At 43.7% G+C, this 15140-nt stretch carries 9 protein-coding genes; 8 read left to right on the forward strand and 1 reads right to left on the reverse strand.

Translation table 11 applies throughout. The features are described from left to right. Together arsC and FDP09_RS11695 are read left to right on the forward strand one after the other, a co-directional pair. Window positions 1-354: an arsenate reductase (glutaredoxin) gene (gene arsC, locus FDP09_RS11690; protein WP_137402837.1), complete on the forward strand. Its 354-nt coding sequence runs from the start codon at window positions 1-3 to the stop codon at window positions 352-354. Between the two features lie 26 nt (window positions 355-380). Then, window positions 381-1394 (forward strand): cation diffusion facilitator family transporter, encoded by a 1014-nt coding sequence (locus FDP09_RS11695; RefSeq protein ID WP_137402838.1) that lies wholly within the window; start codon window positions 381-383, stop codon window positions 1392-1394. Window positions 1395-1913: 519 nt separating this feature from the next. Here FDP09_RS11695 and FDP09_RS11700 read toward each other — a convergent pair. Then, window positions 1914-2321 (reverse strand): VOC family protein, encoded by a 408-nt coding sequence (locus tag FDP09_RS11700; RefSeq protein WP_137402839.1) that lies wholly within the window; start codon window positions 2319-2321, stop codon window positions 1914-1916. A gap of 132 nt (window positions 2322-2453) precedes the next feature. Between FDP09_RS11700 and FDP09_RS11705 the strand changes: the two genes are divergently transcribed. The 6 genes from FDP09_RS11705 to FDP09_RS11730 all read left to right on the forward strand — a co-directional run bounded on the left by FDP09_RS11705 (window position 2454) and on the right by FDP09_RS11730 (window position 15082). Further along, on the forward strand, window positions 2454-3434 hold the full coding sequence (locus FDP09_RS11705) for a GlxA family transcriptional regulator (RefSeq protein WP_137402840.1): 981 nt from the start codon (window positions 2454-2456) through the stop codon (window positions 3432-3434). Between the two features lie 286 nt (window positions 3435-3720). Further along, window positions 3721-6078: a TonB-dependent receptor gene (locus FDP09_RS11710; RefSeq protein ID WP_229683425.1), complete on the forward strand. Its 2358-nt coding sequence runs from the start codon at window positions 3721-3723 to the stop codon at window positions 6076-6078. A 2-nt stretch (window positions 6079-6080) separates the two neighbouring features. After that, entirely contained in the window at window positions 6081-6896 is an 816-nt protein-coding gene (locus FDP09_RS11715) for a DUF4249 domain-containing protein (RefSeq protein WP_229683424.1), read from the forward strand. A 365-nt stretch (window positions 6897-7261) separates the two neighbouring features. Next, on the forward strand, window positions 7262-9922 hold the full coding sequence (locus FDP09_RS11720) for a toxin-antitoxin system YwqK family antitoxin (RefSeq protein ID WP_187328847.1): 2661 nt from the start codon (window positions 7262-7264) through the stop codon (window positions 9920-9922). Between the two features lie 458 nt (window positions 9923-10380). Continuing rightward, window positions 10381-13476 (forward strand): SusC/RagA family TonB-linked outer membrane protein, encoded by a 3096-nt coding sequence (locus FDP09_RS11725; protein WP_222840325.1) that lies wholly within the window; start codon window positions 10381-10383, stop codon window positions 13474-13476. 16 nt (window positions 13477-13492) lie between these two features. Continuing rightward, window positions 13493-15082, forward strand: coding sequence for a RagB/SusD family nutrient uptake outer membrane protein (locus tag FDP09_RS11730; RefSeq protein WP_137402844.1), 1590 nt, complete (start codon window positions 13493-13495; stop codon window positions 15080-15082). The last annotated feature ends 58 nt before the right edge of the window (window positions 15083-15140 follow it).

The following is a 15140-nucleotide window of genomic DNA, read 5'->3' on the forward strand; positions in this document are numbered from 1 at the left end:
ATGAGTAAGGTTACGATTTATCATAATCCAAGATGCGGGAAGAGTAGGGATACCCTGAAATTGATTCAGGAAAAAGTGTCCGATGATGACATCAAAGTGATCAAATACCTTGAAGATGTACCTTCAGAGGGAGAGTTGAAAGATATCCTTACCATTCTTGGTATCAATGCAGAGGATTTGGTCAGGAAGAATGAAAAGGTATGGAAGGAGAATTTTAAGGGAATGGACTTTTCGGAGGAAGAGCTCATAAAAGTGATGGTGCAAAATCCTAAGCTGATCGAACGACCCATCGTAATCAAGGATGGCAAGGCTGTTATTGGCAGGCCTCCTGAGCAGGTGCATTCCATATTATAATCCTTTAAGGCGTTAATGTCATTTTCGTGAAAAATCCCAAAAAGCATTGGATAATCGCTTCTTTTGTGCTCAGTATAATGCTGCTTATACTGAAGTTTTATACCTACTACCTCACGGGTTCCAATGCCATCCTGACAGATGCCCTGGAAAGCATCGTCAACGTGGTCGCTTCGGGGTTTGCATTTTATAGCATTCACCTCAGTTCTTTGCCACGCGACCAAAACCATCCCTATGGGCATGGAAAGGTAGAGTTTTTCAGTGCTGGCATTGAAGGGGTGCTGATCATGTTGGCCGGGATGTTTATCATTTATCAGGCTATTGTTGGTTTTATCTTTCCTCCAGAACTGACTTCTTTGCCCTTCGGCATGGCGCTGATAGGGATATCTGGGCTTGCAAACGGCACCTTGGGGTACTTGCTGATCGGTAAAGGTAAAGCATATGATAGCTTGACACTTGAGGCAGATGGACGGCATATTTTGACAGATGCCTATAGTAGCTTTGTGCTGATTTTGGGTGTAGGGATCATTTATTGGACAGGAATAGTGGTCTTGGATGGGATCCTTTCTATCATGTTTGCCCTGTATATCATTTTTAACGGCTATCGGCTGGTGCGTAGATCTGTGGCAGGACTGATGGATGAGCGTAATCCTGCATCGATGAGTACAGTGATCAAATTGCTCAACAAGCACCGTAAAAACAACTGGATAGACATTCATAACATGAGGGTTCAGCAGTATGGTGCAGATAAGCATATTGATCTTCACCTTACCTTGCCCTATTATTTTGAACTGACCAAGGTGCATGATGAAGTGGAGGGAATGGAAAGTGTATTGGAAAATGGGCTCTCTGGACATGTAGAGGTGTTTGTACATGCTGATCCCTGTATTCCTGAGAAGTGTTGCCACTATTGTATGGTGAGCAATTGCCCCGTTAGAAAGTATGCCCGAACGAAAAAAATTTCATGGGATACCTCAAATATGACCAAAAACCAAAAGCACTATCATGAACTGATCAGCGACATGGATGAGATTGATTTTTGATGTTTTTTGTTGTATTTGCCTGGTTTTAAATGTTTTACGTTGTTTTTTTCTTGTTTTTTAGGTTAAAATTCTGTAGCTTAAAAGAAAAACGAAATGAGCAACGATAGGAAATTCAAGATTTTTCTGGCGGGCTCTACCATCGCTTGGTTAATCATAGTGGTGATGATTTTTGTGATGTAGCCAGATAAAAAGGATTATGCCATTGAGTACTGTTCGCCATACAGTAGGTTTTTTTAAATGGAAAAGATTTTTGAAGGTAAAAAAGCGGGATGTTACGATATCCCGCTTTTTAAATTTCAGGGAGTTTTTTGGATGGTACTGGATCAAGTAATGTTTTGGAGGGGATAGAATTATCTTTACGGGGGATACCGATTCCCTGTCTTGGGCACCCCCAATGAACACATGGTATTTGGTATGAAGTACACTCATGGCCTAGCCCCATAAGGGCGACACCTCCAGAGCCATGGGTAACCCCCATGGTAAATTAACACATTCAGCCTTCACAGTTTTAGCCGTATGTTAAGATTGATACCTTAGTAGCCAGTAATTTCCAAATTTATCCTGAACTTCACCAAATATGGTTCCCCAATAATTTTCTTCGAGAGGGGCAATGAGTTTGCCTCCTTCCAGCAGATTGGATAAATAGGCTCGGATTTCATTTTCGCTATCACAATCGATCATCATCGAAACCGAATTTCCTTTTTTCAGCCCTTTTTCACCTACCATATCTGTTCCGATAAGTATGGTCTGTCTATGTTTCAGGGAGGCGTGAAGAATATACTTTTTGAAGGCTGGAGGAAGGTTTGTTGATAAAGGAGATTCTCCTACGGTTTGGAATTCCAAGGTTCCGCCCAGGCAGCCTTGATAAAAGCGCATGGCTTCTTGGCAGTTGCCGTTAAAGGTGAGGTATGTGATGACTCTGCTCATGGGAAGGGTTAGGAGGTTTGATTTTGATCAAGCAGCAGGGTATAAAGGTCGGTATTATTATGCCATTTTTATCAGGGGAAAGGCGGCAAAAATAGGGGTTGATCTCGCCATATAATCTGGTTATCTTGTGGCATGAAAAGCGTGTCCATATTAGTGCCGGAGTCCTCTGTTATGGAGGCTGTCGCCGATCCGAGATATATGTTTACGGTAGCCAATAAGTTTTTAGTGGCTGCAGGAAGGAAGCCGCTTTTTGATGTACGGCTTGTCGGTATGTACAAGGAGATAAAACTAGGAGGTGGTGTCTTTTCCGTTTTTCCAGATGCGATGTGTGATGAAGTGGAAGCCACTGACCTGATCATTATCCCGGCACTTTTTGGGGATATGAAGGAGTCGGTAGCATCCAATGTCGGCTTGATCCCGTGGATTCTAAAACAGCATGCACAGGGAGCGGAGGTAGCCTCGCTGTGTGTAGGTGCCTTTTTGCTGGCTGCCACTGGGCTGTTGGAAGGAAAAAAGTGCTCCACACATTGGGCTTATTACAATGAGTTCAGAGGAAGCTTTCCTGAAGTAGAGGTGGTTGATGGCGGTGTTATTACGGAAGATAATGGTATTTATTCCAGCGGCGGTGCCAATAGCTATTGGAATTTACTCTTGTACCTGTTGGAAAAGTACACTGACCGCGATACGGCCATACTTGCTGCCAAGTATTTTGCAATTGACATAGACAGGGACAGTCAAGGTGCCTTTACCATTTTTAATGGGCAAAAAGATCATGGCGATCTAGAAATCATGAAAGCACAGGAATTCATCGAGCAGCATTATGGAGAAAAAATTACGGTAGATCAACTGGCCCGTATGGTGGCGTTGAGCAGAAGGAGTTTTGAGCGACGGTTTAAGCAGATGACAGGAAATACGGTGATAGCATATTTTCAGCGGGTGAAAATTGAAGCTGCCAAGAGGAGCTTTGAATCGTCTGGAAAGAATATTTCGGAGGTTATGTTTGATGTGGGCTATACCGATTCCAAAGCTTTCAGATCCGTGTTCAAGAAAATCACCGGGTTGACACCCAATGCCTACCGAAACAAATATCATAAGGTCTTGCCTGCCATTTGAAAAAAGTTTTTACCTTGGTCAGGGTAATTGCTTCCCAGCGTGTCCTAAGATCAAGGACGGAGAAAGACTCCAAAATTCCAACAAGATATGTGAAGAAATAACCGTTTGATAACACAAATGGGTTAACCTTAAATGCAAAATCCCGTTTGCTGTTGACAGTTGTAGGTGTTTGTCTTGCGAGCAGCACCAAATCGAAGAATTGGTTTTTCAGATCTAAACATCTTGGGACATTATTTAGTTATCAATTTTTAAAAAATGTAATCAATCAAACCAAATGAGGGAAAACATGAGAACAAGCTCACAAAAGAGTTTGTTGAGAAAAATATTGCTTTTTGGCATCTGCCTGGGACTAGGAAATATGGCCGTTTGGGCACAGACCAAGCACACCATTCGAGGAACAATGGAAGATGCATCCACTGGGGAAGGGCTTATTGGGGCTACGATATTTGTAAAGGAACTTAGCACTGGAGGAACCAGTAATGTATATGGGTTTTATTCCTTGACCATCCCAGAAGGACAATATACTTTGACCTATAGTTTTGTCGGCTATGAATCAGTGACCAAAACCATTACCCTTGATGGAGATAAGACTATTGATGTGGAGTTGGTCCCTGGATCTGCCGAACTAGAGGAAGTGGTGGTAAGTGCCGAGCCCGAAGATCAAAATGTGCGCTCCACCCAGATGAGCGTCAATAAACTGGACATGCGGGAAGTGGAATCCATTCCAGTGGTATTTGGGGAAAAAGATATTGTAAAGACCATACAGTTGCTCCCTGGGATCAAAGGCAACGAAGGAAGTGGAGGATTCTTTGTGCGAGGGGGAAGTGCAGACCAAAACCTGATATTGCTGGATGAGGCCCCTGTGTACAATGCATCACATTTGCTAGGTTTTTTCTCTGTATTCAATTCTGATGCGATCAAGGACTTGTCCATCTACAAAGGCCACATTCCTGCTGAATATGGCGGAAGGGCATCCTCTGTCTTGGATATCAAAATGAAAGAGGGTAACACCAAGAAATTTGCCGCACAAGGCGGAATAGGGTTGATTTCCAGTCGTGCTACCATCGAGGCTCCGATAGTGAAGGACAAGGGGTCATTTGTCATTTCTGGCCGAAGGACCTATGTAGATCTTTTTTTGAAGCTTTCCAATGATGATGATATCAATAAATCCACGCTGTACTTCTATGACCTGAATGCCAAGGCGAATTACAAGTTTGGCGATAAAGACCGGGTGTTCGTTTCAGGATATTTTGGAAGGGATAATTTTGGTTACGCAGATCTGTTTGGGTTTGACTGGGGAAATGCCACCGGTACTGTCCGCTGGAACCACCTGTTCAATGATCGCTTGTTTTTAAACTCCACTGTCGTGTTCAGTGATTATAATTATGTGGTGGACATCGCTGGAGAGGAAGAGGAGAATGATGGATTTAAGGTGACTTCTTCGATCAGGGACATTAGCTTGAAGGAAGATTTCGAATATTATATCAATCCTGATAACACGTTGAAGTTTGGGGCTGGACTAATCCGTCATAATTTCGTGCCTGGTAAAATCTCCCCTCAGGGCGACAGTTACATCAATGCACAGACATTGCAGAATAAATATGCTTGGGAAGCCGCGGCCTATGTCTCCGAGGAGCTGAAGGTTTCGCCTTCACTGAGTGTCAATGGCGGTCTCCGCTATTCGTGGTTTGCTCAAGTAGGGCCTGGGGAAGTGTTTACCTATGATCAGGATGGCGATGTAGTAAGTTCAAAGGATTATGATAAAGGGGAGATTGTAGAAACGTACGGAGGACTGGAACCACGTCTTGGCTTGACCTATATGCTAAATGATGAAACTTCGCTGAAGGCATCATACGGACGGAACCGCCAGTACCTACACTTGGTGTCCAATTCTACCTCTGGCACTCCTATAGACCTATGGATTCCCAGCAGCAATAATGTCAAGCCGCAGATAGCTGACCAGATTGCCATGGGATATTACAGGAATTTTAAGGATAATATGTATGAAACGTCCTTAGAGGTATATTATAAGGACATGCAAAACCAAGTTGACTACCGTACCGGTGCTGAATTGGTTTTCAATGAAAATGTGGAGTCACAATTGCTTTTTGGAAAAGGCTGGTCTTATGGAGCCGAGTTTCTATTGCGAAAAAACACGGGGAGGCTGACGGGTTGGGTCAGCTACACGATCTCTAAGACAGAGCGGGAATTTGCCGGAGTGGATTACGGGGAAGTTTATCCTGCCAGTTGGGACAGGCCACATGATTTTTCAGTGGTAGGGATTTATCAACTGAACAAAAAATGGAACCTGTCTGCTTCTTTTGTCTACCGCTCTGGAAATGCGGTGACCTATCCTGTTGGGAAGTATGAAATGAAAGGTGAGGTCATCAATATGTATGGAAAGCGAAATAATAATCGCATGCCAGATTATAACAGGCTGGACATCGGTGCCACGATGAAGCTTAAGGAAACCAAGAAGTTTAGCTCTGACCTGAATTTTTCCATCTACAACGTATATGCGCGAAAAAATGCTTATTCCATTTCATTTCGCGAAAACAGGGACGACCCCACCCAGACCGAAGCGGTGAAAATAGCCCTTTTCAGTATTTTACCATCCGTAACTTATAATTTTAGATTTAAATGATCATGAAAAAATATAGTGGACTAATCTTATTTTTGGCGGTGACCTTGATGGGGTGTGAGGATGTGATCGAGCTAGACCTGGATGAAGGGGAGGCCCGAATAGCGATAGAGGGAATCGTTACCGACCAGCCCGGGCCATATACGGTGACCATTACCGAGTCTGTGGGTTTTTATGAAGACAATGTGTTTCCTCCCATTAGTGGTGCCTTCGTGGAAATTTCCGATGATCAAGGAAATGCAGAAGTGCTGGTGGAAACAGAGGACGGGCTGTATCAGACTACGGATCTCCAAGGTCAAAGGGGGGTGACATACACCCTCACCGTAGAGCATGAAGGTCAGACTTATACCGCTCAAAGCCGGATGCCAGAAGAGCAGGTGGCTATTGATTCCCTGGGGTTCCGGTTTGAAGAAGAGTCGTTGCTAAATAAGGAAGGGTATTATTTTAAAGCATATTTTGAAGATCCTCCAGGCTTGGGCGATTACTATAGCTTCAATGTCTTTATCAATGGAGAGGTGTATGTCTTTGATTTTGACGGTGAGATGATCGAAGATGATAATTTTTGGCTTTACAGTGACAAATACACGGACGGAAATGCCCAAGATTATGATTTTCCTCATACTCTTGAAGAAGGAGATGATGTTTATGTCGAATTAAGGCATTTGGAAAAATCTACCTATGACTATTATCGTATGCTCGTAGATGTTATTGACGGGGGAGGCGTGGCTCCGTCCAACCCAATTTCAAATTTTGGTGATACTGCCCTGGGGTATTTCGGCGCTTTCTCGGTGAGCAATATTGAGGCTACTGTGGAGGAATAAAGGATACTGCCCTCCGATAGAGGTGATATCCATTATCGGGGGGATTCACTTTTATCCGTGTGATCATGATATTGGTCATTTTTCACGCTTTAAATCTTTATGGTTTTTTTGTTCAGGGAATATTATATAGTTTTGAGGGTTGCCCTCACTTTTAAATTCTGGTAAAAAAGTGACTTAAGGGGTGTTTTTGAGGTGGTTTTTGGTCATCATGGATTTGCGTGTGTCTGTAATAGCTTTTAACGTTACCGGAACATTGTCGAAATCCTTGTAGGATACTCGATCTAGGTTTTTTGGGCCCTTTCCTTTTTTGTCTTGAAAAAATCTCAAATACTTTGTTATAGAAAATTAACTTTATGAGAAGAATAATGAGAACTTATGTAGTATTTCACATGGTTTTTTTTGTCTTGGGACAAGTCATTGCCCAGCAGGACACCACTTGGTTTGACCAGGATTGGGAGGAGACGACCAAGGACAGCGCAGCTTTTTACAGACCTACACCTCAACCGAAAGGAAATGGGTTTTCGCTGGTTGATTATTATATCTCTGGTGCCATGCAGATGGAGGGCATTTCTCTGTCAAAGGATGAAGAGGTTTTTGAAGGGGTGGTGAAGTGGTATCATGAAAACGGTCAGTTAAAGCAGAAAGCAACCTATGAGACAGGGGTGCTCCATGGAGAGTTTGTTGATTATTATAATGGCGAACCTTATGCCACTGCTCAATATACCAATGGCAAGGTTTCCGAGGGACTAATCCTCACATTTAATCAAGACTATCAGTGCTATCGTCTCCTAGAGTACCAGGATGGAAAAGCCGTCCGCGAAAAGTTGTTTCTAGAAATGCCTGAAAAGGGGATGATTATAGATTCCCAAATTAAGAAAGGTGATGAAAAGAATCTGCTGAGGGTATCCTATTATGATGGAAAAGGAAATGCACTGGGGGAGATAGAAATGAATGCGGATGATGTTCAAGATCCTTCCGTTTACGATGGTGTACAGATAAATTACTACTACGCTCCTATCAAGCAAAAAAGCGCAATGGTATATGATAAGGGGGCACTTCAGGAGGGTACTGTGTGGTATGCATCAGGTGAGGTTCGTGAAAAGATTACCGTCGAAAATGATACCATTCATAGAGTTTATTTTGATGAGGATGGAAAAGCGTTAGGTGAGTTGACCAGCACGGAAGGAGAGGGGCAAGGCTGGTATTCTTCACTTGGAGGGCCGGTAGAAGGCATATTGATAAAGTTCAGTGAAAGTTATTTTCATGACAAACCAACAATCTTGTACAAGGAGCAATACCGTAAAGGAAGTCTCGTGGAGCGGGAAGATTTTTATGAAAATGGAGAAATACAGCTACGAAGTGTTTATGGGGAGGATGGTCTGGCAAAAACGATTTCTTATAATAAAGAGGGGCAAGTAACACACCAACTAATTTATAAGGATGGGGAGCCTTTTGAGGGATCGTTTTATGATAGTAATAAAAATGAAGCGTTTACATATGTCCAAGGAGAATTGACCAAGAAAAGTAGTCTGTATGAAGATGGTAGCAATTTTGAAAGCAGAGAGGGGAATAAGAGTGTTTTTTATGATCAAAAAGGGGAGGTTATCGGTGAATTGACTTATAAACCTAACAAGTATGGAGATAACGTCCCTTACAATGGAACCTTATTCCAGTTGAATTATAAGGGGAGATTGTATATGGAGGAAGATTATCAGGAGGGTATCCGCACCAGACATGCTTACTACAGTTATTCCAGCAATAAGGATAAGATGATCAAGGAATCTGAAACCTTTTATGATGGTAAAGGTAAGAAGGCACGATATAAATACTATTATAAAAGTGGAGGGTTAAGAGAGGATATCATTTATGCGAACGGATATGAAGAAAAATCGACTACTGTTTATGATGAAAAAGGAAATATACTTGCGGAAATGACCTATCTTCCCGATCGGCACGGTACTGAGTATACTTTTTTTAGGGACAGAGATGATGTACAGTATATCAAAAAATATAATGAAGATGGCCGGCTGATCTATGAGAAACGGTATGGAGAGGATTATAGTGAGAAAGATCGTCATGGTAATTATTTGATTTTCTTGGAAGAAGAGATAGATTATGACGGAGAGGCCCATTTTTATGATTTACATGGGGAAGTTTTAGCAGAAGCCACCTATAGAGATGCGGAGCCTTGGGAAGGAGTGGTAAAGGATGGAACTGCGTATGAGTATAGGCTGACCCCTTATGCAGCAGGTGAAAAACATGGAGAAGAAAAGCGAATACTGCACTCTGGGGGTAGCGCACCCATCGTCATCGAGCGTACAAATTATGTAAATGGATCCCGTCATGGTAAGCACACGACCTACAATCGTAATGGAGGCCTTGAAAGTGAGGAAAACTATTCCGATGGATTATTGGACGGGGAATGTGTTTATTACAACGAAGAGGGGGCTGTGCGGAATAGGATTGTTTATAAAGGTGGCAAGCCGATGGATGGTTTGGTGATTTCGTATTATGCTTCGTATCAAAAGCCACTCTCGACAAAAAGATCTTTTTACAAAGAGGGAACTCTTTATAAAATAGAAAAGTGGACAGAGGATAAATTGTCCCAACAGATAATGATAGATGGAAACCAGATAAATGCCGCCATATATGATGAGCAAGGACACGAAAAAGCCAAATTTAACGTAGTGGATGCAGAGAACAAGACTGGGGAAGTAACCTATACCAATACAAATAGCAACAATCAAAAAGTGGTGGAACGCGGCGAATTTAAGGATGGATTGCCCTTGAGCGGTTCTTTTTATCTCCATGAGTTTACCGTTGGCTATCAAAGCATCAAGCAGGATGAAGCCATAGCCAAAATAAAACTGGAAGTGACTGATGATGAGTACAGCATTAGCGCATTGGATGAAGACGGGACGGTGGTCTTCTCTGTGATAGAAAAAAAAGGGCTGGAAACATCTTATTTTTTAGAAAAAATATTGGATCCATATTCCTTCTATTATAATGTAATGCCTGAGTTTTAAGTAGAAGGCTTGTTTAATTACATGCATGGCATTCCTTGAAGTTATTTAATTCAGGCAAAAAGCATCAGACCTAGCGGAGTCGAGGTCTGACGTCTAGCCTTCGACTCCGCTCAGGCTGACCTCTCACTACTAATAGTGTAAAGTCGATTTCCCTGCAAACAGACTTATTTTCTTGCAATTTCAATTCTTCCGGACATCCGTTGGGGGAGATTATAACAATTCCATTTGCATAAAGCGGGTTTTAAAAAAAGTCTTTTTTCAGGTATCAAGATGGCTCTTTATACTGTGCGCGCTCGTATGACGCGGATGCATATATGGTATAATCACGTCGAGGATTTTGCATCTCCATGGTTAGATTATTTTTAATCGATGGTTTTGGAAAAACTAGTTTTTTATGTGGTAAAAATATGTTAAGTTTAAATGTTTAAACATATAAACAATATAAAACCCAAAAAACTATGAAAACACATTTATGCTTGCGCACAAAACATAAAGTGGTGTGGAAGGCTGCCATGGTCTGCATCGCTTTTATGTTTTTGCTGCTTTTCCAGATGACAGGTTATGCCCAAGAGCAGGGCACCACCTACAAAGGTGTGGTGTATGATAATGCCACCAAAGAACCACTCCCGGGAGTGAACATCCTGGTGAAGGGTACCGGGCAAGGAGTCGTTAGCGATATTGACGGTAAGTTCAGCATTACCGTTGATTCGCCTGATGCGGTTTTGATCTTCAGTTTTATCGGGATGGAAACCCTCGAATATCCCCTTACAGGACAGACCACACTCGAGATCAATATGGATCCCAGCGAGGATAGCCTCGATGAGGTGGTAGTCGTGGGGTACGGTACCCAGAAAAAATCTGACCTCACCGGCTCTGTAGGCGTAGTAGGAGGAGATGAGATTCTTCAAGCACCCGTGGCAAATGCCTTACAGGGCATGAAGGGAAAAGTAGCCGGTGTAAACGTGTTTTTGAACTCAGGATCACCTTCTTCCAGTCCAAGGGTACTCATCCGCGGACTAGGGACGATTAACTCATCATCCCAGCCACTCTACGTGGTAGATGGTGTGGTCATGGAGAATATCGAATTTTTAAATCCGAATGATATCGAGAGCATGGAAGTATTGAAAGATGCTTCTTCTACGGCAATCTACGGTGCGCGTGGTGCCAACGGGGTAGTAATGGTCACTACCAAAAGAGGGGCCAAAAACACTGGTACTACGATTGGATATGATGGCTATTTCAGTGTAGGGGTGCTTCCAAAAAAAATGGACGTGCTCAATGCGGAAGAATTTATGGAAGTCCTCGAGCAGGGATTTGCCAACCATAGTAAATACCGACCGGATGCGCCTATTCCTGATTTTACCACAAACGATCCGAATCTTTTTGATGAAAACGGCAATCCGCTATATGATACCGATTGGCAGGAGGAAGCGACCAGAACGGCCCTTTCCCATAACCATCAATTGTCCTATCGTTCCAAGGCAGAGAAATCTTCTTTTGGTGCCTTTGTCAATTATACTGACATGCAGGGCATTATGCTGAACAACTATTTGAAACGTGTAAATGGTAAGTTTGCGTTCGATGCTGATCCAAAAAAATGGTTTTCGGTGGGACTGAACCTATTGGCTAATAGCACCACAGAGAACGTATTCGAAGAAAGTGGAGGTCACCAGATGCCAAGACGTTCCATGATCGAGATGCCTGCCATATTCCCGGTCAAGTTTCCCGATGGCACTTGGAGCAATTCCAGTATGGTCGAAGATCCCTATGGACTGGAAGCCATTCCCAATCCGGTACACGTGTTGACCACACAGGACAGGTTGAGAAAAAGAACCAAGCTGTTCGGGAACATCTATACGACCTTCCATATCCTTCCCGGACTGGATCTAAGAACCCAGTTTGGCTTTGATAAAAATGACTTTAATGAGCAGATTTACAGTCCGACCGACCTGATCAATATCTCCTCCCCAAACGGCTATGCGTATTTGGGCAATGAAAGAGTGCTGTATTGGCAGCAGGAAAATTATTTGACCTTTACCAAGGACTATGGGGATCATGGAATTAATGCAATGGCTGGGCTTAGCTGGCAAAAAAGAACGTCCGAGTATTTTAATGTAAGTGCCACTGGATTTTCCGATGATACCTTTAAGTTCAACAGGATGCAGTCTGCCAGTCAACCGGGAACGCCCAATTCTGGATACGATGAGTGGAGTATGAACTCTTATTTTTTACGAGGCAATTACAACTATAAGAGCAAATACCTGTTGACTTTTACGGGAAGGGTGGACGGTTCGTCCAGGTTTGGTGAAAACAACAAGTATGGCGTATTCCCATCCGTTGGTGTGGGGTATGTGCTTTCAAAAGAGCCTTTTATGCAAGGCCTCTCCGGTACCGTGGATGAGCTTAAGATAAGGTCAAGCTACGGGATTACCGGTAATACCGAAATCCCTACTTACCAGTCCTTGGGTACGGTCTCCACTGGTACCTCGCTGATAAACGGATCCAGGGCGCCGATCAGTTACGTCAATCGACTACCCAATCCTGACTTGGAATGGGAAAAGACACGTCAATTTGACATCGGTATGGACCTGACACTTCTGGAAAGGGCATTGGTGTTCAGTTTTGATTATTACCATAAACTGACCACTGACCTATTGCTGGACAGACCGGTTCCTTCTTCTACCGGTTTTGCTGCTGTCAGGGACAATATCGGATCGGTATCCAACAGAGGGATTGAAGTGTTGGTGAGGGCCTTTCCAGTTACCAATGCCAATTTCAGTTGGGAATCTACCCTGAATTTTTCCTATAACGAAAACCAAATCGAACAGCTCGGTGAAAATGACGAGGACATCTTTCCTGGTCCCAACTGGGTCTCTGGTAGCCAGACCATATTGCGCGTGGGGGAATCCCTGAGCTCCTTTTGGGGTTATGAGCGATTGGGTACCTGGGGTACGGACGAAGCCACTGAAGCTGCAGAGGTAGGAGCTATTCCTGGGGAAGCAAAGCGGAGCGCAGAAAGAAAGATCATCGGAAACGGACTTCCGCATTGGACAGGTAGCTTTATCAATAATTTCTATTATGGAAATTTTGACCTGACCTTAGATATCCAGTTTGTGGCAGGGGTGGATATACTGCAGCAATTTTTTCATTCTACTCAAGACCGTACCGGTTATGCCAGCGGCCTGAAAGACGTGCTCTATGATGCTTGGACAGAGACCAATCAGAATACCATGGTGCAGCAGATCAGGAACGGTCCTTATTCTGGTCAAAACAGTGAAGTGGACAGCCATTGGGTGGCCGATGGCTCTTATATCCGGGGTAACCTGATATCGTTGGGTTACTCATTTGACCAGTCCCTATTGGACAGGATCGGCATGAATAAGTTGAGGGTGTATGCCAGTGTGCAGAATGCCTTTCTTATACATTCCGATGAATTTAAAGGATATGACCCTGAGGCATCTTCTTGGGAAGGCAACCAATGGGGTCAGAACATCTTCTTTTTCCAATATCCTCGGCCAAGGACCTTTACCCTTGGGTTGAGCCTGCAGTTTTAACCGAAAAATTAATCTTATGAAAAAGTTATCGATTATATACTTGGTGGCAGTGGTGCTTTTATCTTCCTGTGAAGGCTTTTTGGAAGAAAAGCCCAAGGATGAAGTGTCCTCCACCCAATATTTTGCCCGGCCTGAACACGCACGGGACGCAGTAAATGCCTTGTATAGGACAGGGGCCATGCAGCTTTATGAGGCCAATGGCTCGTATGCTGGGGCCAGGATCATGTTCGGTCCTTATTTGTCTGGATTTGTGGACAATGAATACAAAGGACAGGAAGTACATGTACAACGGGGACAGACCATGACCTATGATGGCTTGAACCTATCCAGTTATTTTAATTCGATGTGGTCGGACATATACCAAGGGATATCCAGGGCAAATAATGCCATCAAATATATCCCAGAAACTCCCGGGCTTTCGGAAAGTGAAATGGATAAATACATGGCAGAAGCAAGGTTTTTTAGGGCGTTCAACTATTATTACCTAGTAAGGATGTTTGGGGCAGTTCCCTTGATTACCGAACCCTATGAAAGTTTGGAAAACCTGTTTCCCGAGCGGACAGCTCCATCGCAGGTCTATGCCCTCATTACAGAAGACCTGGAAGCAGCGATTTCGAGTGGAGGACTTGCGGATGTAGTCATGACAGCCAATAGTGGCAGGATTTCCGCATCGGTGGCCCAGATGGTATTGGCCGAAGTGTACTTGACCATGAGTGGTGAAGCTGTAGGACAAGACCACTATGCCAATGCGGCACAAGTAGCTAGGGAGATCGTGGAGTCCGGTCAATATTCACTATTTCAACACTCCAGAAACGGGGAGGGACAGCTCACCGAAAACGGGTCTGCCTATAACAAACTAAAGGACAGTGAGCAAGTACCTGGAGAGTATATCTATTATTACGAATATGAGATAGGAATAGCCAACAATATCTATCCAAGCTGGTGCTATCCGTCCACCATTTCTCCCTTACTGGCCTATGCTATCGCCAATAATGCCTATGGGCCTACCAATGACCTGATCGCTTCTTATGATCCGGACAATGACCTTCGTGTACAGGAAAAGCAATATTTCCATTCTTCAATCGAACTGGATGGGGAAACTGTGGAATTTCAACGGGCTCCCTATATGTGGGAGAATAAGGAAGCTGCTTATGAAACAGCCCTTTCAGGACGTGAAATGCCGATCTATACTTATGCCGACGTACTTTTGATCGGTGCTGAGGCAATTGCCAGGTCTGAAGGGGTGACCAGTGAGGCAGTGGATTACCTGGCCCAAATCCGTGAGAGAGCTTACTGGAACAGTTCTCCGGAAGCCATTCGAAGCGAGTTGGCTAACTTGTCCGCAGACCAATTTGTAGAGGAGGTATGGAAAGAAAGGGTAAGGGAGCTCGTATTTGAGTTTCCTATTTGGTTTGATGTCATGCGGACAGGTAAATTCCCTAGACCCGTTGGGGACGGCTCTGGAGACATCATGTTTGTCGATGCGGTCGGTGCTACCAACTATTTTAACGGTACCATCAAAGAGCATAACATGTTATTTCCTCTGCCCGATCAGGAATTGCAGCGCAACCCTTCACTGGAGCAAAACCCTGGTTATGCAAATTGATGATTGATAAATGAAGAAGGCTGTTCCGAAGCAATACTCAATACTGCGCGGAACAGCC

Origin of the sequence: Echinicola rosea (assembly GCF_005281475.1) — a bacterium.
In the GTDB taxonomy this organism is placed as follows: domain Bacteria; phylum Bacteroidota; class Bacteroidia; order Cytophagales; family Cyclobacteriaceae; genus Echinicola; species Echinicola rosea.

Excerpts from the sequence above, each read along its gene's own strand:
- arsC (WP_137402837.1), top strand. The coding sequence starts at position 1 with ATGAGTAAGGTTACGATTTATCATAATCCAAGATGCGGGAAGAGTAGG.
- FDP09_RS11700 (WP_137402839.1), bottom strand. The coding sequence starts at position 2,321 with ATGAGCAGAGTCATCACATACCTCACCTTTAACGGCAACTGCCAAGAA.
- FDP09_RS11705 (WP_137402840.1), top strand. The coding sequence starts at position 2,454 with ATGAAAAGCGTGTCCATATTAGTGCCGGAGTCCTCTGTTATGGAGGCT.
- FDP09_RS11710 (WP_229683425.1), top strand. The coding sequence starts at position 3,721 with ATGAGAACAAGCTCACAAAAGAGTTTGTTGAGAAAAATATTGCTTTTT.
- FDP09_RS11715 (WP_229683424.1), top strand. The coding sequence starts at position 6,081 with ATGAAAAAATATAGTGGACTAATCTTATTTTTGGCGGTGACCTTGATG.
- FDP09_RS11720 (WP_187328847.1), top strand. The coding sequence starts at position 7,262 with ATGAGAACTTATGTAGTATTTCACATGGTTTTTTTTGTCTTGGGACAA.
- FDP09_RS11725 (WP_222840325.1), top strand. The coding sequence starts at position 10,381 with ATGAAAACACATTTATGCTTGCGCACAAAACATAAAGTGGTGTGGAAG.
- FDP09_RS11730 (WP_137402844.1), top strand. The coding sequence starts at position 13,493 with ATGAAAAAGTTATCGATTATATACTTGGTGGCAGTGGTGCTTTTATCT.